The organism is Leptothrix cholodnii SP-6 (genome assembly GCF_000019785.1).
GTDB lineage: Bacteria > Pseudomonadota > Gammaproteobacteria > Burkholderiales > Burkholderiaceae_C > Sphaerotilus > Sphaerotilus cholodnii.
In genome coordinates this window covers 4,669,123-4,690,691 of record NC_010524.1, presented here as the reverse complement: position 1 = coordinate 4,690,691, position 21,569 = coordinate 4,669,123, and the positions used below count along the sequence as shown (strand labels likewise).

The 21,569-nt window shown below is 66.7% G+C and carries 16 protein-coding genes; 12 read left to right on the top strand and 4 right to left on the bottom strand.

Annotated features, from left to right (window positions below; genetic code table 11):
* Positions 1–7 precede the first annotated feature (7 nt).
* Positions 8–442, top strand: coding sequence for a VOC family protein (locus tag LCHO_RS20825; protein ID WP_012349174.1), 435 nt, complete (start codon positions 8–10; stop codon positions 440–442).
* A 4-nt stretch (positions 443–446) separates the two neighbouring features.
* On the opposite strand, the gene LCHO_RS20820 is transcribed toward LCHO_RS20825, so the two are convergent.
* Together LCHO_RS20820 and LCHO_RS20815 are read right to left on the bottom strand one after the other, a co-directional pair.
* Positions 447–779, bottom strand: coding sequence for a YegP family protein (locus tag LCHO_RS20820; protein ID WP_012349173.1), 333 nt, complete (start codon positions 777–779; stop codon positions 447–449).
* A 90-nt stretch (positions 780–869) separates the two neighbouring features.
* Positions 870–2,192, bottom strand: coding sequence for a THUMP domain-containing class I SAM-dependent RNA methyltransferase (locus LCHO_RS20815; RefSeq protein WP_012349172.1), 1,323 nt, complete (start codon positions 2,190–2,192; stop codon positions 870–872).
* A 42-nt stretch (positions 2,193–2,234) separates the two neighbouring features.
* Between LCHO_RS20815 and LCHO_RS20810 the strand changes: the two genes are divergently transcribed.
* The 5 genes from LCHO_RS20810 (at position 2,235) to LCHO_RS20790 (ending at position 9,349) form a co-directional block, all read left to right on the top strand.
* Entirely contained in the window at positions 2,235–3,209 is a 975-nt protein-coding gene (locus tag LCHO_RS20810) for a 2-hydroxyacid dehydrogenase (RefSeq protein WP_012349171.1), read from the top strand.
* Between the two features lie 169 nt (positions 3,210–3,378).
* Positions 3,379–4,068, top strand: a complete 690-nt coding sequence (locus LCHO_RS20805) for a YiaD family glycine zipper/OmpA-like lipoprotein (RefSeq protein ID WP_012349170.1) — start codon at positions 3,379–3,381, stop codon at positions 4,066–4,068.
* A gap of 147 nt (positions 4,069–4,215) precedes the next feature.
* On the top strand, positions 4,216–5,688 hold the full coding sequence (locus tag LCHO_RS20800; RefSeq protein ID WP_012349169.1) for a PAS domain-containing sensor histidine kinase: 1,473 nt from the start codon (positions 4,216–4,218) through the stop codon (positions 5,686–5,688).
* 2 nt (positions 5,689–5,690) lie between these two features.
* Positions 5,691–6,077 carry a response regulator gene (locus LCHO_RS20795; RefSeq protein ID WP_012349168.1) on the top strand — a complete coding sequence of 129 codons (387 nt, stop codon included), beginning with the start codon at positions 5,691–5,693 and terminating at the stop codon, positions 6,075–6,077.
* A gap of 20 nt (positions 6,078–6,097) precedes the next feature.
* Positions 6,098–9,349 carry an EAL domain-containing protein gene (locus tag LCHO_RS20790; protein ID WP_012349167.1) on the top strand — a complete coding sequence of 1,084 codons (3,252 nt, stop codon included), beginning with the start codon at positions 6,098–6,100 and terminating at the stop codon, positions 9,347–9,349.
* Here the strand turns inward: LCHO_RS20790 and LCHO_RS20785 are convergent, their stop codons facing one another.
* On the bottom strand, positions 9,350–9,661 hold the full coding sequence (locus LCHO_RS20785) for a hypothetical protein (RefSeq protein WP_012349166.1): 312 nt from the start codon (positions 9,659–9,661) through the stop codon (positions 9,350–9,352).
* Positions 9,662–9,691: 30 nt separating this feature from the next.
* On the bottom strand, positions 9,692–10,894 hold the full coding sequence (locus LCHO_RS20780) for a multidrug effflux MFS transporter (RefSeq protein WP_012349165.1): 1,203 nt from the start codon (positions 10,892–10,894) through the stop codon (positions 9,692–9,694).
* A 107-nt stretch (positions 10,895–11,001) separates the two neighbouring features.
* On the opposite strand from LCHO_RS20780, the gene LCHO_RS20775 reads away from it, so the two are divergent.
* The 6 genes from LCHO_RS20775 (at position 11,002) to LCHO_RS20750 (ending at position 21,554) form a co-directional block, all read left to right on the top strand.
* Positions 11,002–11,379: a hypothetical protein gene (locus LCHO_RS20775; RefSeq protein ID WP_012349164.1), complete on the top strand. Its 378-nt coding sequence runs from the start codon at positions 11,002–11,004 to the stop codon at positions 11,377–11,379.
* Between the two features lie 112 nt (positions 11,380–11,491).
* A complete protein-coding gene (locus LCHO_RS20770; RefSeq protein WP_012349163.1) occupies positions 11,492–14,335 on the top strand; it encodes an SNF2-related protein in 2,844 nt (947 codons plus the stop codon).
* Between the two features lie 35 nt (positions 14,336–14,370).
* A complete protein-coding gene (locus tag LCHO_RS20765) occupies positions 14,371–16,050 on the top strand; it encodes an AIPR family protein (RefSeq protein WP_190274824.1) in 1,680 nt (559 codons plus the stop codon).
* A 10-nt stretch (positions 16,051–16,060) separates the two neighbouring features.
* On the top strand, positions 16,061–17,722 hold the full coding sequence (locus LCHO_RS20760) for a site-specific DNA-methyltransferase (protein WP_012349161.1): 1,662 nt from the start codon (positions 16,061–16,063) through the stop codon (positions 17,720–17,722).
* Complete coding sequence (locus LCHO_RS20755) at positions 17,719–18,819, top strand: virulence RhuM family protein (RefSeq protein ID WP_012349160.1); 1,101 nt, start codon at positions 17,719–17,721, stop codon at positions 18,817–18,819. The genes LCHO_RS20760 and LCHO_RS20755 overlap by 4 nt, the downstream gene beginning before the upstream one ends.
* Entirely contained in the window at positions 18,816–21,554 is a 2,739-nt protein-coding gene (locus LCHO_RS20750; RefSeq protein WP_012349159.1) for a DEAD/DEAH box helicase, read from the top strand. The genes LCHO_RS20755 and LCHO_RS20750 overlap by 4 nt, the downstream gene beginning before the upstream one ends.
* Positions 21,555–21,569 lie beyond the last annotated feature (15 nt).

The following is a 21,569-nucleotide window of genomic DNA, read 5'->3' as shown; positions in this document are numbered from 1 at the left end:
TCCGGCCATGAAGCCGCGCATCACCGTCATCACCCTCGCCGTCGACGATCTTGAGCGGGCGCTCACTTTCTACCGCGATGGCCTGGGCTTTGCCACCGAGGGCATCATCGGCCAGCAGTTCGAGCACGGCGCCGTGGTCTTCATCGACCTGCAGCCCGGCCTCAAGCTGGCGCTGTGGCCACGCGCCAGCCTGGCGCACGACACCGGCCTGCCGCTGGTCGGCCGCAGCGCCACCGAGCTGTCGATCGGCCACAACGTCGGCAGTCCGCAGGAGGCCGATGCCGTGATGGCGCAGGCCGAACGCGCCGGTGCCCGCATCGTCAAGCCGGCGCAGGCCACTTTCTGGGGCGGCTACGCCGGCTACTTCCAGGACCCGGACGAGCACCTGTGGGAGGTGGTCTGGAATCCGCAGTTCGAGCCTGACGCGGCGGCCGGCCGGTGAACGCTCAGGCGCCGTCCTGCACCGTGCCGCTCGGGCCGTGGGCCTTGACCGATGCGATGCCGGTGTCGCGCGCGTCGGCGCTCTTGTACATCGGGCTGGTGCCGATGACCTGGTGGTTGGCGGCCTTGAGCGTGAAGTAGAAGCGGCCGTCGGACGCCGTCTTGCGCTCGTAGCGCTCGTCGCTCGGGCTGTTCTTCTGCACCGAGGCGATGCCGTTCTGCGCCGAGGGTTTGGTCTCGTAGAGCTCGCTGCGCAGGATGACCTCGCCGTTTTCCGCCTTCAGGGCAAACGAGAACTGGTCGCTGTCGTTTTTCTTCAGTTCGTACAGACCGGGCATGGCGCCTCCCGAGAACGTTGAAGTGGAGCACCGATCGTATCCGCCACCTCGCGTCGCGGCAGCGCTATCCCGCGGTCGCGTTGAGGTTGATCACCGGGACAGGTCGGCACCGGCCGCGTCGTTGCGCGGGCCGCGCATCGAGCCGGCGACCAGGTCGAAGCGGAACAGCCGGCATTCGATCGGGCCGTTCCACATCGGCACGCGGCGGCTTTCCTTCAGGCGCATGGCTTGCGGCAGCTTGGCGTCGGGGCTCAGTACCCAGGCGGTCCAGCCGCTGTAGTTGCGCTTCCAGTGCGCGGCCAGCGCCGAGAAGAAGGCGCCCGAGGTGCCGCCGCCCTCGAAGCCCTCGCGCGCGCCGGCATCGGCACGCGGGCCGAGCCGGTCGCCCGCTTCGTCGCGGGCCCGCGCGGCGCCGCTGCCCTTGGCGTCGATGCGCTCGCCGTAGGGCGGGTTGAGCATCAGCACGCCGGATTCGGTCGGCGCCGGGCGCTGCAGCGCGTCGCCGGTCCTGAAGTCGATCGCGTGCAGCACGCCGGCGCGTTCGGCGTTGCGGGTGGCGAAGTCGGTCATGCGGAACGAGACGTCGCCAGCATAGATCCGCACTGCGGGCGCGTGCACCCGGGCGCGGGCCTCGGCCTTCATCTGCTGCCAGGCCTGTGCCTCGGCGCGGAACGGCGCCAGCCGCTCGAAGGCGAAGGTGCGCTGCAGGCCGGGCGCGATGCCGCAGGCGATCTGCGCGGCCTCGATCGCGATGGTGCCGGCGCCGCAGCAGGGGTCGAGCAGCGGGCCGTCCGCCTCGCGGCCCTGCCAGCCGGCGGCGGCCAGCATCGCGGCGGCCAGGGTTTCCTTCAGCGGTGCCTCGCCCTGCACCTCGCGCCAGCCGCGCTTGAACAGCGCCTCGCCGCTCAGGTCGATGCTGAGCGTGGCGTGCGTGTCGCTCAGGTGCAGCACCAGCGGCAGGTCGGGGTGGCGCGGGTCGACGTCGGGGCGCTCGCCGTGGCTGTCGCGCATGGCGTCGCAGACGGCGTCCTTGATGCGCAGCGAGGCGAAGTGCAGGCTGTGCAGCGGCGAGCGCACGGCGGTGGTGTCCACGCGCAGGCTCTGGCGCGGCGTGATCCAGTCGCCCCAGGCCACGCTGCGTGCCAGGTCGTAGAGGTCGTGTTCGTCGTGGTACGGGCCTTCGGCGACCTGCCACAGCACGCGCTGGGCCAGCCGGCATTCGAGGTGCAGGCGCATCGCGCTGGCCGGGCTGCCGATCAGGCTGACACCGGCGCGGCCCGGTTGCACCGATTCGGCGGCCTTCTCGGCACCGGCGGCGCGCAGGATGGCGCGCACCTCGTCGGCCAGCAGGGGTTCGACGCCGGCGGCGCAGGGCAGGTAGAGCGGGGTCGGATTCACGGCGCGGCAGTCCATCAGGGGTCAGGGCGTGATTATCGGCGCGGCTATGCTGGCCGGATGGACACGTCAGACCCGCCTCGCCCCACCGTCGAACCCCTGCACATCCTGCTCGCCGGCCGCTGGGACGGCGACGAGCGCGATGCCTGGCTCGCCGCACTTGCCGCCGCGCTGCCCGAGGCGGTCTGGTGGCTCGATGCCGGCGGGCCGCAGGCCGGGCGGATCGAGGTGGCGGTGGTCGCCAACCCGGCGCCGGGCGTGCTGGCGGGGCTGCCGCGGCTGGGGCTGATCCAGTCGCTGTGGGCCGGTGTCGACCGGCTGCTGGCCGATCCCACGCTGCCCGCCGAGGTGCCGCTGGCGCGCATGGTCGATCCGGCGATGAACGCGGCCATGGCGCAGACCGCGCTGTGGGCCACGCTGACGCTGCACCGCGGTTTCCACCGCTACGCGCAGGCCCAGCGCGAGGGCCGCTGGGCGCCGCACGCGCAACGCCGCGCCGATGAAGTCGCCGTGGCGGTGCTCGGCCTCGGCCAGATGGGCCGCGCCACCGCGAGCCGGCTGCGCGCGCTCGGTTATGCCGTCACCGGCTGGAGCCTGCACGAAGCGATCGACGCGCCGGTGCCCGCGGTGGCCGGGCCGGCGGCGCTGCCCGCGCTGCTGGCGCGCAGCGAGATCGTCATCAACCTGCTGCCGCTGACCGACGCCACGCGCGGCCTGCTCGACGCGGCGTTCTTTGCCGCGCTGCCGCGGGGTGCGGCGCTCGTCAACCTGGCGCGGGGCGCGCATGTGATCGATGCCGACCTGCTGGCCGCGCTCGACAGCGGCCAGCTCGGCCACGCGGTGCTGGATGTCTTCCGGACCGAGCCGCTGCCGGCCGATCACCGCTATTGGCGGCACTCGGCGGTGACGCTGCTGCCGCACGCTGCGGCCCTGACCGACGCCCGCAGCGCCGCGGCGGTGGTGGCGCGCAACGTGCGCGCCTGGCGCTCGGGCGAGGCGCTGCTGCACCGGGTCGATCGGCGGCGCGGGTATTGAGCCCGCGACCTGGCGCGCCCGACGCAAATGCAACCGGGCTGTAACGATGGCCGCGCGGCCCGGCGACGTTCCGGCCGACGTTGATACAAGGGTTTCCCCTGGCCGCGAGAATCGCTCCCGCAACAGGCTGCGGGTGTCGTACCCGCGGCTTCGAACCCGGAGCAAACCCATGAAATCTCTCGCCTCATCTGCCGCTGTCTCGCTGAACACCCGCCTGCCCGCACGCGGCGCCACCGTGATCGCGCTGGCCGCTGCCATCGCGCTTGCCGCCTGCGCCGACATGAGCGAGCGCCAGAAGGGCACCGCCGGCGGCGCGGCGATCGGCGCGGTGGGCGGCGCCATCCTCAGCAAGGCGACCGGCGGCAAGGCCGGCACCGGTGCGGTGGTGGGCGGGGCGGTCGGCGCGGTGGCCGGCAACCTCTGGTCCAAGCGCATGGAAGACAAGCGCAAGGCGATGGAGGCCGCCACGCAAGGCACCGGCATCGACGTGGTGCGCACCACCGACAACCAGCTCAAGGTCAACATCCCGGCCGATTTCTCGTTCGACGTCGGCCGCTCCGCCGTCAAGCCGGTGATGGTGCCGGTGCTCGACAAGCTCGCCCAGGGCCTCGACGCCACGGTGCAGGTGCAGGTGATCGGCCACACCGACAGCAGCGGCAGCGATGCGGTCAACAACCCGCTGTCGCTCGACCGGGCCGAGGCGGTGCGCGACTACCTGTCGCGCCACGGCGTGCCGGCCGCGCGCATCCAGGTCGAAGGCCGCGGCGAGCGCGAGCCGGTGGCCGACAACGCCACCCCCGACGGCCGGGCGCAGAACCGCCGCGTCGAGATCTTCCTGCGCGAGCCGCAGCCGTCCTGACATCGCGGGCCGACACCCGGCAGGGGTGTCGGCCGGTTCGCTTGACGAACGACGCCGACCGGAGCCAGATGGATGCCTGTTTCCGGCCCAGTGTTAACGTATATCAAGTTTGAACCATCATCTGGGGCCCGAAGGAGGAGTCCTGCCATGCGGGAATCTGCGACTTTGGATGCCTCGATCGACGATCTGCCTGACGCCTGCTTCGTGCTTTCGTCGACCGGGATCGTGCTCCAGTGGAACGCCGGGGCCGAGGAGGTGTTCGGCCATTCGGCGGCCCAGGCGCTGGGGCACGACCTGATCGAGCTGGTCGTGCCCGACGACCAGGCCGGCCCGCAGCGCGCGTGGCTGGCGACCACCCTGGCCGGCGGGCCGAGCACCTGCGAGGCGGTGCGCCGGCGCCGCGACGGCTCGCTGCTCTGCGTCGACGTCACCAGCCGCATGCTGCCCGCGCCGCCGGGCCAGCCCGCGCGCATCCTGGTGGTCGAGAAGGACGTCACCCTCATTAAGGTGCAGCGCGACGCCAAGCTGATGGAGGCGCGTTTTCGCGAGCTGCTCGAGTCCACGCCCGACGGCATCGTGATGGTCAACCCGACCGGCCACATCGTCATCGCCAACAGCCAGGCCGAGCGCCTGTTCGGCTACCCGCCCGGTGGCTTGCGCGGCCGCTCGGTCGACCAGCTGCTGCCCGAGCGCTACCGCCACGCGCACGTGGCGCACCGCTCGCAGTATTTCCTGCAGCCGCGCAAGCGGGCGATGGGTTCGGGGCTCGACCTGGCCGGCCTGCGGCGCGACGGCACCGAGTTCCCGATCGAGATCAGCCTCGGCCCGCTGCGCACCGAGGACGGCGCCTTCGTGATGAGCGCGATCCGCGACATCAGCGAGCGCAAGCGCTTCGAGCGCGCGCTGCAGGAGAAGAACGTCGAGCTGGCCGCGGCCAACGAGGCCAAGACCCGTTTCCTGGCCAACATGAGCCACGAGCTGCGCACGCCGCTGAACGCCATCATCGGCTTCACCGGCACGCTGCTGATGCGCCTGCCCGGCCCGCTCACGCCCGACCAGGAACGCCAGCTGCGCACCGTGCAGGCCAGCGGGCGCCACCTGCTGGCGCTGATCAACGACCTGCTCGACGTCGCCAAGATCGAGGCCGGCAAGGCCCAGATCCACCTCGAGATGCTCGACGTCGGCGCGCTGCTGCACGAGGTGGTCAGCACGCTGCACCCGCAGGCCGTGGCCAAGGGCCTGGCGCTCACGCTGAGCGTGCCCGAGCCGGCGCTGCAGTGCGAGAGCGACCGCCGCATGCTCAACCAGATCGTCATCAACCTGATCGGCAACGCGATCAAGTTCACCGATGCCGGCTCGATCCACGTCGGCCTGCGCGCGCGTGCCGGCGGCTTCGAGATCGAGGTCACCGACACCGGCATCGGCATCGGCACCGACGACCAGGCCAAGCTGTTCGGCGCCTTCAGCCGCGTCGTCAGCAGCCAGGGCCGGGTCGCCGAAGGCACCGGGCTGGGCCTGCACCTGAGCCAGAAGCTCGCGGCCCTGCTCGGTGGCACGATCGACGTGCGCAGCGAGGCGGGCCGCGGCAGCTGCTTCAGCCTGCGCGTGCCGGGGGGCTGACGATGGCCGCGTGCATCCTGGTGATCGAGGACAACGAGGCCAACCTGGCGCTGGTGCAGTACCTGCTCGCCAGCGCCGGCCATCGGGTGCTGCTGGCGCGCGACGGCGTCGACGGCGTGCAGGCCGCGCGCATGGCGCTGCCCGACCTGGTGGTCTGCGACCTGCAGATGCCGCGGCTCGACGGCTACGGCGTGCTGCAGGCGCTGCGCGCCGACCCCGGCACCCGTGACATCCCGGTGGTCGCGGTCACCGCGTTCTCGATGGCCGACGACCGCGAGCGCGTCAGCCTGGCCGGCTTCGACGGCTACCTGACCAAGCCGATCGAGCCCGAGCTGTTCATCGGCCAGATCGAATCCTTTCTGCGCGCCGTGCCGCCGGCCGTTCCCTGAGCGCGACCGCGCCGACATTCATGGCTCGTGTACTGGTCATCGACGACGAATCCGACAACCGCGCCCTGGTCGTGACGCTGCTGCGCTATGCCGGCCACGAGGCCTGCGAGGCCGGCGACGGCGCCCAGGGGCTGCTGATCGCGCAGGCCCAGCGGCCCGACCTGGTGGTGTGCGACCTGCTGATGCCGACCATGGACGGCTACGAGTTCGTGCGCCGGCTGCGCAACGAGACCGGCATCGCGCACACCGAGGTGATCTTCTGGACCGCCACCTTCCTGGAGCGCGAGGCCCGCAAGCTGGCGCTGGCCTGCGGCGTGACGCGGGTGCTGACCAAGCCGACCGAGCCCGAGCTGATCCTGGAGACCGTGGCGCAGGCGCTGGCGCAGGTGGCCCCGGCCGCCGCCGGCCGGGTGGTGACGCTGCCGCAGCCGCGGGCCGACGACTTCAGCGCCGAGCACCTGCGGGTGGTGAGCGACAAGCTGCTGGCCAAGGTGGCCGAGCTGGAGGTCGCCAACCAGCGGCTGTCGGCGCTCAACCAGATGAGCCTGCTGCTGGCTTCCGAACGCGACCCGCACACCCTGCTCGACCGGCTCTGCCGCGGCGCCCGCGAGCTGCTGGGCGCGCGCGCGGCGGTGCTGTGCGTCAAGGATCCGCGCAACGGCGCCGACCTGCACCGCAGCGTCTGGGGCCTCGATGCGGAGCAGGCCGAGGCCGCGCGGGCCTTGCCGTTCATGGTGCCGGTGGCGCAGTCGACGCTGATCGAGCGCCGCCCGCAGCGCTTCGGGCCGGCGGGCCCGGCTGATGCCCCGGTCGAGCTCGGCGCCGGCCTGCCGCCGCTGGCCAGCGGGCTGATCGTGCCGGTGGCGTCGCTGGAGCATGTCTACGGCTGGCTGCTGCTGATCGACAAGCTCGGCGAGCCCGGCTTCAGCGCCGACGACGAGGCGCTGCTCGTCACGCACGCCGCGCAGGCCGGGCGCATCTTCGAGAACGGCAGCCTCTACGCCCGCGTGCAGCGGCACCTGGCCGACCTGCGGGTCGAGATCGCCGAACGCCAGCGCGGCGAGGCGCAGCTGCGCCAGAGCGAGGCGCGGCTGGCCGGGCTGGTCGAGTCGGCGATGGACGGCATCGTGGCGGTCGACAACGCGCTGCGCATCGTGCTGTTCAACCCGGCGGCGGCGCAGATGTTCGGCTACCGCACGGCCGAGATGCTCGGCCAGCCGCTCGACCGCCTGCTGCCCGAGGACCATCGCGGCACGCACGACAGCGCCGTGCGCGCCTTCGGTTCCGGGGGGGGCCGGCCGCGCTCGATGGGGGGCGTGGCGCGCACCGTGACCGGGCTGCGCCGCAGCGGCGAGGCGTTCCCGATCGATGCCTCGATCTCGATGATCGCCACCGACGGCGATCCGCTCTACGTCGTCATCCTGCGCGACATCACCGCACGCGTGCAGGCCGAAGATCACATCCGCCGGCTGGCCCGCGTGGCCACCGTGCTGAGCGACATCAACTCGCTGATCGTGCGCGTGCGCGACCGCGACGAGCTGATGCACGAGGCCTGCCGCATCGCCGTCGAGGAAGGCCGGTTCCGCCGCGCCTGGGTCGGCATGGTCGAGCCCGACGGCCTGCGCGTGAGCGTCAGCGCCGGCCCCGACGACGGCTACATGGCGCAGCTGCGTGCCGAGCTGGCCGCCGAGCCGCTGGCGCCCGATTCGCTCTATGCCCGGGCGCTGCACAGCCACGAGCCGCTGGTGCTCAACGACCTCTCGAAGGCGGCGGGCCTGCGTTTCGCGGCTGCGGCACGCGGCTGCGGTTCGGGCGCGCTGGTCTGGCTGCCGCTGGTGGTGTCGGGCCAGTGCGTGGCGGTGATGTCGCTGCATGCCGACGCGCCCGGCTTCTTCGACGCCGATGAGATGAAGCTGCTGCGCGAGCTGGCCGGCGACATGTCGTTCGCGCTCGAGCACATCGCCCAGCAGGAGCGGCTGGTGCACCTGGCCTACTACGACCTGCTCACCGGCCTGGCCAACAGCACGCTGTTCCACGAGCGGCTCGAGCGCCACGTCGAGGCCGCCTGCGCGGTGCGCCAGAAGGTGGCGGTCGCGCTGGTCGACCTGGTGCGCTTCAAGATGATCAACGACACGCTCGGCCGCCACGCCGGCGATGCGCTGCTCAAGCGGGTGGCCGAGCGGCTGCTCGACTGTGTCGGCGATCATGCCCAGATCGCCCGTGTCAGCGCCGACCGCTTCGCGGTGGTGTTTGCCGACGTGCGCGCCGAAGCCGACCTGGCCCGGGTGTTCGCGACCCAGTACACCGAGTGTTTCGGCCTGCCGTTCACGATCGACAGCCAGGATCTGCTGGTCTCGGCCAAGGTCGGCATCGCGCTCTATCCCGACGACGGCGGCAACGCCGAGACGCTGTTCCGCAACGCCGAGGCGGCGGTCAAGAACGCCAAGTCGGCCGCCGACACGGTGCTGTTCTACAACCCGCGCATGAGCGCCACGGTGGCCGAGACGCTGGCGATCGAGAACCGCCTGCGCCAGGCGCTGGAGCAGGGCCAGTTCGTCCTGCACTACCAGCCCAAGGTCGATCTCGACAGCCGCCGCATCGTCTCGGTCGAGGCCCTGCTGCGCTGGCAGAGCCCGGAGCTGGGCCTGGTGCCGCCGCTCAAGTTCATCCCGCTGCTGGAGGAAACCGGCCAGATCCTGGCGGTCGGCGACTGGGCCCTGCGCTGCGCCGCGCGCGATCACAAGCACTGGCGTGAACTCGGCCTGCCGGCGCCGCGCATCGCCGTCAACGTGTCGGCGATCCAGCTGCACCGCGACGACTTCGTGGCCGCGCTCGCCCTGGCGCTGCAGGAGGAGGGCGGCCAGCCCGCCGGCATCGACATCGAGATCACCGAGACCATCGTGATGCAGGACGTCGAGGCGTCGGTGGCCAAGCTGCACGCGCTGCGCGCGATGGGCGTGGACGTGGCGATCGACGACTTCGGCACCGGCTACTCGTCGCTCGCCTACCTGTCGCGCCTGCCGGTGCAGCTGCTCAAGATCGACCGCGCCTTCGTCGACACCATGCTGTCCGACCCGAACAACATGATCCTGGTCTCGACCATGATCTCGCTGGCGCATTCGCTGCGCATGAAGGTGATCGCCGAGGGGGTCGAGACCGAGGAGCAGGCCAAGATCCTGCAGCTGCTGCGCTGCGACCAGATGCAGGGTTATCTGGTGTCGCGGCCGGTGCCGCGCGAGCAGATCACGGCGATGCTGCAGGCGGCGGCCTGATCAACCTCGTTCCCAGTCCCAGCCCCAGCCGAGCAGCTCGGTCAGGCGCAGCAGCACCCAGCGGCCCTGCGCGGCGTCGAAGCCGGCCTCGGGCGTCAGGAGGCCGGCCTGCATGCGCTGCAGCACCTCGTGCTGCGGCACGCCCAGGTCGTGGTGGATGTGCTGGGCGCTCTCGATGAGTTGCTGGGCCAGGTCTTCGCAGACCTCGTAGCGCTCGCGCAGCCACGCCAGCGGCACGGTCAGGCGGTGCCGCGCGTCGGTGTAGAGCGCGGTGAAGGAGGGCGGGATCTCGATCTGGTAGTCGTCGGCCATGGTGCAGGGCGGGTGGGCGGATGAGCGGATTCAGGTGGCCGCCGCCGGGGCGCGCTGCACGCCCGCGAGCGTGAAATGCGTCAGCACCGCCGTGATCAGCGCGCAGGCGGCGATGCCGTGCACCATCGGTCGCGCGCTGCCGTCGACGAACAGCGAGATCGCGCCCATCACCAGCGCGCCGGTCACCATCTGCAGCGTGCCGAGCAGGGCCGAGGCGGTGCCGGCGATCTCGCCGTGTTCCTCGAGCGCCAGCACCGCGGTGGTGGGCACCACCAGGCCGAGGAAACCGAAGCTCAGGAACACCAGCACGAGCAGCAGCGCCAGCGAGTCGGCGCCGGCGGCGTAACACAGCCACAGCACGAAGGCGAAGGCGCTGAAGCCCATCACGCCGCGCCGCACCACGCCCGGCAGGCCCAGGCGCTGCACCAGCCGGCCGGTGAACTGCGCCGTGCCGATGAAGGCGGCGGCGTTGGCCGAGAAGCACAGGCTGTATTGCGCCGGCGTCAGGCCGTGATGCTCGATCAGCACGAACGACGAGTTGGCCAGGTAGGCGAAGAAACCCGACATCGCGAACGCGCCGATCAAGGTCAGGCCCATGAAGTGGCGGTCGCGCAGCAGCTGGCCGTAGGCCGCCAGCGCGCTGCGCAGGTTGCTGTCCTGGCGCGCGGCGCGCGGGCGGCTCTCGGTCAGCCAGGCCGCCATCATCGCCACCGCCAGCACGGCGGCCACCATCGTGGCCCAGAAGATGCCGCGCCAGTCGGCCACGGCGATCATCGCGCTGCCCGCCAGCGGCGCCAGGATCGGCGAGACGCTGAACACCAGCATCAGCAGCGAGGTCAGCCGGGTCGCTTCGACGCCGGTGTGCAGGTCGCGCACGATCGCGCGCGGCACCACCATGCCGGCGCAGGCGCCCACGCCGGCGATGAAGCGGAAGGCGATCAGCGTCTCGATGTCGGTCGCCAGCGCGCAGCCGATGCTGCCCGCGGCGAACAGCAGCAGGCCGAAATACAGCGGCGGCTTGCGGCCGAACTGGTCGCTCAGCGGCCCGTAGACCAGCTGGCAGACGCCCAGCGCGACGAAGAACACCATCAGGCTCATCTGGACCTGCCGGGTGTCGGCCTGCAGCGCCTGGCCGATGGTCGGCAGCGCGGGCAGGTACATGTCGATCGCGAACGGCCCGATGGCCGAGAGCAGGCCGAGGATGAGCGCGTGGCGCAGGAGAGAACGGGTCATGGTGAGAGCAGAAGGCGGAACCGCTGATCCTATCGGGCCGAGCCGCCGGCGTCCGTGCAGGGACAAGCCCTGCCGCCCGGCGCATCGCCGCCGGGGATACTGGCGCGATGACGCTTCGATATCTGGATTTCGAGTTCAGCGAGAACACCGAGGGCATCGTCACCATCGACGCGATGGCCTCAGTACGGCCGCAGGACCTGGCCGCGCTGCACCGCGAGCTGAGCCTCGTGCTCGACTGGGCCCACAGCCACTTCCCCGACGGCCCCGGCCCGGCCGACGACGGCGCGCCGTGGGACTGCGACCTGCAAGGCACGCAGGAGCGCAGCGTGCAGGAGCGCCTTCACTACGACCCGCAGACCCGCCGCCTCGCCAGCACGTTGGGCAGCGCCGAGGCGGTGCGGCACACGGTGACGCTGTCGATCAGCGGCACGGCGGTGTTCGGGGAGGCGTTTCGCGAGCGTTTCGGGGTGGGGGTAGCAGGCTGACAGGCCTGTACAAGGCGCGCAATGCCCCGGGCCGGCGTGAGACGCAGGCACTCGGCCGCACCTTGGACAAGATAATGATCAACATCCATAGAAGTCTGCTGGTTCGTCCATCTTGACCCCCTATCAAACCCAATACAGCGCCTGGCAGCTGTCGCGCCGCATCGGGCCGGATGACGCCGACCTGTTGGCCGCCACGCTGGTCGATGCGCAGATCGACCTGAACCCGCACCAGGTCGACGCGGCGCTGTTCGCGTTTCAAAGCCCGTTGTCCAAAGGCGTCATCCTGGCCGATGAGGTCGGCCTCGGCAAAACCATCGAGGCCGGCCTGGTCATCGCCCAGCGCTGGGCCGAGCGCAAGCGGCGCATCCTCGTCATCGTGCCCGCCAACCTGCGCAAGCAGTGGCATCAGGAGCTGCAGGAAAAGTTCAGCCTGCAGGCGCTCATTCTGGAAGCGGGCAGCTACAAGCAACTCAAGAAGGACGGCCTGCGCAGCCCGTTCGAGCCGGCCAGCCGCATCGTCATCTGCTCGTACCAGTTCGCCAAGTCGCGCGCTGACGACCTCAAGCGTGTGCCGTGGGATCTTGTCGTCATGGACGAAGCGCATCGCCTGCGCAACGTCTACAAGACCAGCAACGTCATTGGCAAGGCACTCAAGGAAGCGCTGGCCCATGCGCCCAAGGTGTTGCTGACCGCCACGCCGCTGCAGAACTCGCTGCTGGAGTTGTATGGCCTGGTCAGCCTGGTTGACGAGCGGGTGTTTGGCGATCTGCCCAGCTTTCGGGACCAGTTCGGCGGCCTGGGCAACGCGGACACTTTTGCCAAGCTGCGGGCCCGGCTGCAGTCGGTGTGCAAGCGCACCTTGCGGCGCCAGGTGCAGCCTTACATCTCGTACACGCGCCGCATCCCGATGGTGGAACAGTTCACGCCCTCACCGGATGAACAGGTGCTGCGCGGGCTGGTGGCCGACTACCTGCGCCGCCCGGTCCTCAATGCCCTGCAGTCCGGCCAGCGGCAGCTGATCTCGCTGGTGCTGTGGAAGCTGCTCGCTTCCAGCAGCTATGCAATTGGCGGTGCCCTGGGCACCATGGCCAAGCGGCTCGAACGCCAACTCGCCGCCCAGCCCGAGGCCGAACTCGTCGACACGCTGGACCAGGACTACGAAGCCCTCGCCGAGACCGAAGAGGAATGGTCCGAAGCTGATACCGATCCGTCCGCCGAGCAGCTGGCCAGCACGGCCGAAGAAAGCGTCGAGCTGCGCGAATACCAGCGCCTGGCCACCACCATCCGCGACAACGCCAAAGGCCAGGCGCTGCTCAAGGCGCTGGGCAAAGCCTTTGCCGAGCTGCAAAGGCTGCAGGCCAACAAGAAGGCGCTGATCTTCACCGAGTCCCGCCGCACGCAGGACTACTTGCTGAGCCTGCTGGAGCAGAGCCCTTACGCCGGCCAGATCGTGCTGTTCAACGGCACCAACACCGGTGCACAAGCCCAGCGCATCCATGCCGACTGGCTCAAGCGCCACGCCGGCACCGACCGCATCACCGGCTCGCGCACCGCAGACACCCGCGCCGCGCTGGTGGAGCACTTTCGCGACTCCGCGCAGATCATGATCGCCACCGAAGCTGGAGCCGAAGGCATCAACCTGCAGTTCTGCTCGCTGGTCATCAACTACGACCTGCCGTGGAACCCCCAGCGCATCGAACAGCGCATCGGCCGCTGCCACCGCTACGGCCAGCAGCACGACGTGGTGGTGGTCAACTTCATCGACCTCAGCAACCCCGCCGACCAGCGGGTGTACGAGTTGCTGGCGCAGAAATTCCAGCTGTTCGAAGGCGTGTTTGGCGCCAGCGACGAGGTGCTCGGCACGATCGGCAGTGGCGTGGATTTCGAGCGCCGCATCGCCGAGATCTACCAGACCTGCCGCAACCCGCAGGAGATCGAAGGTTCGTTCCAGCAGCTGCAGCTCGACCTGTCGGGCGAGATCAATGCCGCCATGCTCAAGACCCGGCAGCTGCTGCTGGAGAACTTTGACGAAGCCGTGCAAGACAAGCTCAAGTTGCGGCAGAACGAAAGCACCAGCGCCCGCAACCGCTACGAGCGCTTGCTGATGGACCTGACCCGGGCGGAGCTGCAGGGCCACGCCGAGTTTGACGACGCCGGTTTCACCCTCACGCAAACACCCCACGGCCTCTCGCCCCAAGACGCACCACCCGGGCGCTACGAATTGCCGCGCCGCAGTGGCGAGGCGCACCTCTATCGCACGGGTCATCCGCTCGCACAGGCGCTGATCGAGCAGGCGCGAGGGCGCAAACTGCCTGCCGCCAAACTGCGATTCAACTATGACGGATACCGCCTCAAGGTTTCCACGCTCCAAACCCTGCGAGGCCAAAGCGGCTGGCTGGCCTTGAGCGTGATGACCATCGAAGCCATGGACACGGCCGAGGACTATCTGCTGCTGGCTGGCGTGACGGCCGATGGCAGCCCCTTGCACGACGAGGATGCCGAAAAGCTGCTGCGCCTGCCGGCTCAGGTGCAGAAAAGCGACTCGCCGACCCGGCCGCCGGACAGCTTGGACAGAGAAACCCTGCGGCTCGAAGCGCTGCACACGACTGCAGTCAATAGTCGCAACCTGGGGTACTTCGATACCGAGGTGCAGAAGCTGGACGCTTGGGCCGACGATCTGAAAAACGGCCTCGAAAACGAGGTCAAGGAAATCGATCGTGAAATCAAGGATGTTCGGCGGTCTGCCTCAGTGGCCGCGACGCTGGACGAAAAGCTTCATTGGCAAAAACGCCAGCGGGAACTGGAAGAAAGTCGCAATCGGTTGCGTCGCCGGATCTTTGACCGGCAGGATGAAATTGACGGCCAACGTAGTCAGCTCATCATTGAGCTTGAGGCCCGGTTGTCACGGAACGCGTCTTTGAAAGACATATTCATAATCCAATGGGAGTTGGACTGATGGCAACTGTAGCGAGGCCACTGGAAATTCAGCAGTTGGAAGCATACCTCAAGCGTGAATTTGATGGGGGCATCATCGGGACTGGCAACAAGGCCCTGGACAAGGAGCGGAACTTTTTATCCAAGGCCGTCGCGGCTAGCTTTTTGATGGTCCATGCAGGCGTCAGTAAGGCCGATGCAATAGCGGCCTGTGTAGACGGGGGCGGCGACAATGGAATTGATTCGCTCTACATCAGCCCCACCAACGTGATATGGCTGGTGCAATCGAAATACATCCATGAAGGCTCTGGTGAACCTTCTCTGGGAGATGCTGGCCTGTTCCGCGATGGTGTAAACGCTATCGTGGATGGACAGTTTGACCAATGCAAGACCTTGTCTGCCACTCAGATTGCTCAGCTGATTCGGGTTATGGATGAATCGCACCAAGTGGTTTTTGCACTGGTTTACACCGGTACTGCGATGGACGACAGTCGGCGAAAAATGTTCGGCGAGGTGGTCGATCGAGTGAATGCCATCGCACCGCGCAGGGCGCGGTTTGTGCGGTTCGGCTTGTCCGACTTCCATGAGGCACTCACTCAGCAGTTTGCCGAGCCAGACATCAACGGTGTGCAGATCGAATTGCGTGACTACGGTGTGATGAATGGTGTTGCTCGTGCTTATTACGGCAGCATGAGTGTCAAAGATCTGGCCGCCCTGTATGTCCAGCATGGGCACGCCTTGGTGCGCGCCAACATTCGCCGACACCGCGGTTCGTCCGAGGTCAACGAAAGCATGGCGTTGACTTTGAAGAACGATGCTTCAAAGTTCTTTTACTTCAATAACGGCATCACGTTAATTTGCCGAAGCATTAGGCCCGGCCAATTGGATCGAACGCGAGCGGCAGGCAAATTCCATCTAGATGGCGTGTCGATCATCAATGGGGCTCAGACTGCAGGCACCGTGGCGCAGGAGCCCCCAGCGCACTACGAGGCTCATCCTGCTGAAGTTCTGGTGACCTGCATCGAGTTGCCGGCGGACGATCAAGGTTTTGCCGATGACGTGACCCGCTTCCGCAACAGCCAGAACGCGGTCAGCCCACAAGATTTTGCTGCTCTGGATGACAACCAGGAGTCTTGGCGAAAAACGCTGCAGTCAGAGGGCGTTACCTACATCGTCAAGCGCAGCACCAGCGATGGTCCGGCGGATATCAACTCGTTCACGCTGCAAGAAGCGGCTGAAGCCCGGGCGCTTTTAGGCAGTGCTGGGCTGGAATTGCTTCTGGAGCATCCCGTGCGCTTGTGGGATCGTGGCCATGACGTTAAGGGTGACAAGGCTACCGCTGACAAACCTTCTGCCTACAAGACCGTTTTTCCTGATTCGCTCACGGCTCGCAAGCTTTGGCGCACGGTGCAGATTGCCCGGATCGTTCAACAGACTATCGAGCAAGACGCAATGGCGATGACCAGTCCCCTGGAGTCCGACTTCGCGCGGCAATCGGCGCGCTTGATGGCCCATGTCATCTTGATTCGCTGCAAGTCGCTCACGGACGGTGAGACCTTGGCGCTGACGACAAATGAGCAACTCACAGTTTCTAGCACTCTGGATACTGCACGAAACGCGCTTGTACAAGCCTATTCCGAGATTGAGACGACACAGCGGCCGTTCGCCGAAGCTTTTGCGGACCTCAGCACTCTTTGTGCCTTGAAAGCCTTAGTGATGCAGGCATTGCACGCTTGAAAATACAGTCATGACCCAACAAAAACTAGAACTCACCTGGATCGGCAAAGACCAGCGCCCGCGCCTCGAACCCCGCATCCTGCTGGAAGACCCGGCGCGCAGTTACCACGCCCGGCAGCGGGTGACGGACAAGGACCTGTTCGACAACCGGCTCATCAAGGGCGACAACCTGCTGGCACTCAAGGCGCTGGAGGCGGAGTTTGCGGGCAGGGTGAAATGTGTCTTCATCGACCCACCGTACAACACCGGCAGCGCGTTCACGCATTACGACGACGGGCTGGAACATTCGATCTGGCTGGGGCTGATGCGCGACCGGCTGGAGATCATCCGGCGCTTGCTGTCAGACGATGGGTCGCTGTGGATCACGATTGATGACAACGAGGCGCACTACCTCAAGGTGTTGTGTGATGAGGTATTTGGGCGTCGGAATTATTTGACCAGCGTTGTTTGGGAAAAAGATAAGGGAAGGCGCAGTGATACAACATTCTCCGCATCCCATGACTATGTTCTGATCTATGCGCGTAATCCAGATCTGTTTGGAAAGACGCGGAATTTGCTAGAAAGAACGGAAGACCAAGAAAGTCGGTATCGAAATCCAGATAACGATCCGCGTGGGCCATGGCTTCAAGGCGACAACGGCACTGCGAAGAGTTCGAGCGAGGGGTCACGCTTTCCTGTTGTCCTGCCGTCTGGTCGATCAGTGGTGCCCCCACCGAGTCGCGGTTGGAGCTTTTCTAGAGAGACTTTGGAAACCGCACGGGCAGAGGGCCGTGTCTACTTCGGAGCCAAGGGCGACGGTATGCCGATCATCAAGCGGTACCTGTCTGCTGTTCAAGCTGGTGTTGTCCCTCGCACATGGTGGCCTGCGGATGAAGCCGGACACAACCAAGAGGCAAAACGAGATCATTTAAACAAGCTCCTGCGTGATGTGGAGCCCTTTCCGACGCCGAAGCCTGAGCGATTGCTTCATCGCATTTTTTCAATTGCCACCAACCCCGGCGACCTCGTCCTCGATTCCTTCGCCGGCTCCGGCACCACCGGCGCCGTCGCCCACAAGATGGGCCGGCGCTGGATCATGGTGGAGCTGGGCGAGCACTGCCACACGCACATCGTGCCGCGCCTGCAGAAAGTCATCGATGGCCAGGACCCCGGCGGCGTGACGCAGGCCACCGGCTGGCAAGGCGGCGGTGGTTTCCGCTACTACGAGCTGGCGCCCACGCTGCTGGCCACCGACCGCTGGGGCAACCTGGTGATCAACCCCGAATACGACGCCGCCATGCTGTCGGCGGCGATGTGCAAGCTGGAGGGCTTCAGCTACGCGCCGTCCGAGGTGCTGTGGTGGCAGCACGGCCGCAGCAGCGAGCGTGATTTCATCTACGTGACCACCCAGACGCTGAGTGCCGAGCAGCTCGACGCGTTGAGCAGCGAGGTGGGCACCGAGCGCTCGCTGCTGGTGTGCTGCGCCGCCTATCGGGGCGTGAGCGCCGCCCAGGCCGCCGAGCGCTGGCCCCAGCTCACCATCAAGAAGATCCCCAAGATGGTGAAAGACCGCTGCGAGTGGGGCCACGACGACTACAGCCTGAACGTGGCCAATCTGCCGATGGCGCAGAAGAAGGCCGCGGCGCCAACGCAGGATGACTTGTTTGGAGCGGCAGCCGGAGACTCGGCATGAGCCGGCCACCCGAGCCGTCAGTCGCTCCGACGGGTGGCGAATTCGTGCTGTTCCAGACCCAGGACGCCCAGACCCGCGTGCAGGTGCGGCTGATCGACGGTGTGCTGTGGCTGACGCAACGCCAGATGGCCGAGCTGTATCAGAAGGACGTGCGCACCGTCAGCGAACACCTGAAGAATGTCTACACTGATGGTGAGCTGAACCCGGATTCAACCATCCGGAAATTCCGGATAGTTGCCCGCGAAGGTGCGCGGGACGTGGAAAGGCTGGTCGACCACTACAACCTGGATGCGGTGCTGCAGGTGGGCTACCGGGTGCGTTCGCCGCGCGGCGCGCAGTTTCGCCAGTGGGCCACCGAGACGCTCAAGAGCTACCTGGTCAAGGGTTTCGTGCTCGACGACGAGCGCTTCAAGCGCGGCGCCGATGCCGAATACTTCGATGAGCTGCTGGCGCGCATCCGCGACATCCGTTCGTCGGAAAAGGTGTTCTGGCGCAAGGTGCTCGACATCTACGCCACCAGCGTTGACTACGACGCCAGGGCCGAAGCCTCGCAACGCTTCTTTGCCACGGTGCAGAACAAGATGCACTGGGCCACGCATGGCCATACAGCCGCCGAGTTGATTGCCTTGCGTGCCGATGCCAGCAAGCCCCAGATGGGGCTGCTGACCTGGGCTGCAGCTCCGCAAGGTGGCGCCCCGCGCAAGGCCGACGCGAGCGTGGCCAAGAACTACCTGACCGAAGACGAATTGCAGGTGCTCAACCGCATCGTCAATGCCTATCTGGAGTTTGCGGAGCTGCAGGCGCTGGATCGCAAGCCCATGACCATGGCGCAATGGATCACCAAGCTCGATGACTTTCTGCGCCTCTCGGGGCGAGAGATCTTGACGCATGCGGGGCGTATCACCGCCGAAGCGGCCCAGGGCAAGGCTGAAGCCGCGTTTGAGTTGTACCGTCAGCAGCAGCGGGCTTTGCCAAGCCGTGCCGAGCAGGACTTTGAAGCCACTTTGCTCCAGCCAGTCAAGGCCTTGGCAAAGCAGGTGCTGGACAAGCCGAGCAAGCCCAGGCCCGTGAACAAAACCAAAAAGGGAGGCGTATGAGTCAGCGCGAAGTCAATGCCATCGCGGGCCGCTTGAGCCTGCGCCAACCGCAATCCGAATCCCTGGCCAGATTGGCCCGAGCGATCGACGCCAGCCCCGGCATGCTCCAACATGACCGCGATGCCGCCGACGTGGCAGCGGTGCTCGACACCTTGAAGGGCCAGTTTCCGACGCTGCAGGACTTTGAGCGCGAGTTTCCGTCGCTGTGTTTTGCGCTCGCCACCGGCGTGGGCAAGACGCGCTTGATGGGGGCGTTCATCAGCTACCTGTTCCAGGCGCACGGCATCAAGCACTTCTTCGTGCTGGCGCCCAACCTGACGATCTATGACAAGCTGACCGGTGACTTCACGCCCAACACGCCCAAGTACGTGTTCAAGGGCGTGGCCGAGTTCACCTCTCATCCGCCCGAGATCATCACCGGTGACAACTACGAGGAGCGCGCCCAGGCGCTGGGCGATTTGCTCTCGCCGGTGACGATCAACATCTTCAACATCGCCAAGATCGCGACCGAGGTGCGCGGCGGCAGGGCGCCACGCATCAAGCGCCTGAGCGAGTACATCGGCCAGAGCTATTTCGATTACCTGGCCGGCCTGCCCGATCTGGTGCTGTTGATGGATGAATCGCATCGCTACCGCGCCACGGCGGGGCTGCGCGCCATCAATGAATTGAAGCCGCTGATCGGCCTCGAATTGACGGCCACACCGTTCACCGAAACCACCAAAGGCCCGGTTGCCTTCAAGAACGTGGTGATGGATTACCCACTGGCCCGGGCGATGGAAGATGGCTTCGTGAAAGAGCCGGCGGTGGTGACGCAGCGCAACTTCGACGCGCGCAACATGCCGCCCGAAGAGGTGGAGCGCGTCAAGCTGCAAGACGGCGTGCGCATGCACGAGGCCACCAAGGTCGAATTGAATACCTATGCGCGCATGCAGGGTGTGAAAGTGGTCAAGCCTTTCATGCTGGTGATTGCGCGCGACACCACACACGCCGGCGCTTTGCTGGCCTCGCTGCAGAGAGATGATTTTTTTGGCGGCCGCTACCGCCACAAGGTCATCCAGGTGGACAGCAGCAAATCCGGCGCCGAAGAAGAGGAAATGATCCGTCGGCTGCTGGCGGTTGAGAGCGTGAACGAGCCGACCGAGATCGTCATCCACGTCAACATGCTCAAAGAAGGCTGGGACGTCACCAATCTGTACACCATCGTGCCCTTGCGTGCGGCCAATGCACGCACGCTGGTGGAGCAGTCGATCGGTCGGGGCCTGCGGCTGCCGTATGGCAAGCGCACCGGCGTGGATGCGGTCGACCGGCTCAACATCATTGCGCACGACCGGTTTCAGGAAATCATCGACGACGCCAATCGGGCTGATTCGTCGATCCGATTGAAAACGCTGATCCTGGAAGCGCCGGGTGCGGTCGATGAACGCAGCATCAGCATGACGGTCAAGCCCAATCTGGTGAGCCTCCTGGGGCCGGCTGATGAGGCGTTGAACACGGGCACCGATTCACCAGCCTACGCCAACGCAAGCCCGGTCACCGCTGCTTCTGTTTTCAGCGCGCCGCAGGAGTTCGAGGCTTGCGCGCTGGTGATGGAGGCGATGGGGCGTTACGAGACCCGCACGCAAGACGCGCCCACTCGCCGTGCGTTCCTGACGCCGCAGTTGCAGGCGCAGATCGCCGACGAGGTGAAGGAGCGCTTGCCGCCCGTGCAAGCCAGCCTGTTGAGCGGCGCCGATGCGCCCCTCGAACTAGATCTGGCCGACGTGATCCGCCGCACGGTGGACGTGGTGGTGCGCCAGACCATCGACATCCCACGCATTGCCGTGGTGCCTAAAGGCGTGGTCACGAGCGGGTTCAAGCCCTTCACGCTGGACGTGGCCGGACTGCACCTGCAGCCGAAAGACCGCTCACTGGTCGGGCAGACGCTGCGCACACACGCGCAGTTCACGCTGTCAGCCCAAAGCGGGCGCGCCGAGCGCCGGCTGGAGGACTATATCGTCCACGCGCTGATCGATTTCGACGACATCGACTACACCGTGCACGCCAGCCTCTTGTATGACCTGGCGGGCCAGATGGTGGCGCACTTGCGCAGCTATCTGAGCGACGAGAACGACGTGCGCAATGTGCTCGACCTGGATCGGCTTGTGATTGCAAAGAACATCCACGCCCAGATGGCGGAGCATTTCTACGAGTCGGCTACCGAATATGCGGTTGAAGTGCGGCGCGGATTCACGGCCTTGAAAGAGCCCACCTACACCGTGGCTGTGGGCCAGCCTGTGCGCAACTACCGCGAGACCGTGGACGAGCCCGGCCGCATCAAGCAGATGGTGTTCGGGTCATTCAACAAGTGCTTGTATCCGCTGCAGAAGTTCGATTCCGATACCGAGCGGCGCTTTACCGTGATCCTGGAGCGCGACGCCGAAAAGTGGTTCAAACCGGCCAAGGGTCAGTTTCAGATCTTCTACAAGCTGGGTACTGAGCAGCCGGAATACGTGCCTGACTTCGTGGCTGAAACACCGCAGTATGTATTGATGGTCGAGACCAAGGCGCGCAATGAACTTCAGGCGGCTGATGTCCTTGCCAAGGCGCAAGCCGGTGCGCTGTGGTGTCACCACGCTTCGACGCACGCACACAGCGTGGGCGCCAAGCCGTGGAAGTACCTGCTGATTCCGCACGACCAAGTCACAGAAGACAAGCGCCTGACGGATTTTCTGGGCTTTGCGCAGCGCACGAAGTAAAAACGGCGCCCCGCA

Excerpts from the sequence above, each read along its gene's own strand:
- LCHO_RS20755 (WP_012349160.1), top strand. The coding sequence starts at position 17,719 with ATGAGCCGGCCACCCGAGCCGTCAGTCGCTCCGACGGGTGGCGAATTC.
- LCHO_RS20825 (WP_012349174.1), top strand. The coding sequence starts at position 8 with ATGAAGCCGCGCATCACCGTCATCACCCTCGCCGTCGACGATCTTGAG.
- LCHO_RS20760 (WP_012349161.1), top strand. The coding sequence starts at position 16,061 with ATGACCCAACAAAAACTAGAACTCACCTGGATCGGCAAAGACCAGCGC.
- LCHO_RS20790 (WP_012349167.1), top strand. The coding sequence starts at position 6,098 with ATGGCTCGTGTACTGGTCATCGACGACGAATCCGACAACCGCGCCCTG.
- LCHO_RS20795 (WP_012349168.1), top strand. The coding sequence starts at position 5,691 with ATGGCCGCGTGCATCCTGGTGATCGAGGACAACGAGGCCAACCTGGCG.
- LCHO_RS20780 (WP_012349165.1), bottom strand. The coding sequence starts at position 10,894 with ATGACCCGTTCTCTCCTGCGCCACGCGCTCATCCTCGGCCTGCTCTCG.
- LCHO_RS20750 (WP_012349159.1), top strand. The coding sequence starts at position 18,816 with ATGAGTCAGCGCGAAGTCAATGCCATCGCGGGCCGCTTGAGCCTGCGC.
- LCHO_RS20785 (WP_012349166.1), bottom strand. The coding sequence starts at position 9,661 with ATGGCCGACGACTACCAGATCGAGATCCCGCCCTCCTTCACCGCGCTC.
- LCHO_RS20810 (WP_012349171.1), top strand. The coding sequence starts at position 2,235 with ATGGACACGTCAGACCCGCCTCGCCCCACCGTCGAACCCCTGCACATC.
- LCHO_RS20800 (WP_012349169.1), top strand. The coding sequence starts at position 4,216 with ATGCGGGAATCTGCGACTTTGGATGCCTCGATCGACGATCTGCCTGAC.
- LCHO_RS20775 (WP_012349164.1), top strand. The coding sequence starts at position 11,002 with ATGACGCTTCGATATCTGGATTTCGAGTTCAGCGAGAACACCGAGGGC.
- LCHO_RS20820 (WP_012349173.1), bottom strand. The coding sequence starts at position 779 with ATGCCCGGTCTGTACGAACTGAAGAAAAACGACAGCGACCAGTTCTCG.
- LCHO_RS20815 (WP_012349172.1), bottom strand. The coding sequence starts at position 2,192 with ATGGACTGCCGCGCCGTGAATCCGACCCCGCTCTACCTGCCCTGCGCC.
- LCHO_RS20805 (WP_012349170.1), top strand. The coding sequence starts at position 3,379 with ATGAAATCTCTCGCCTCATCTGCCGCTGTCTCGCTGAACACCCGCCTG.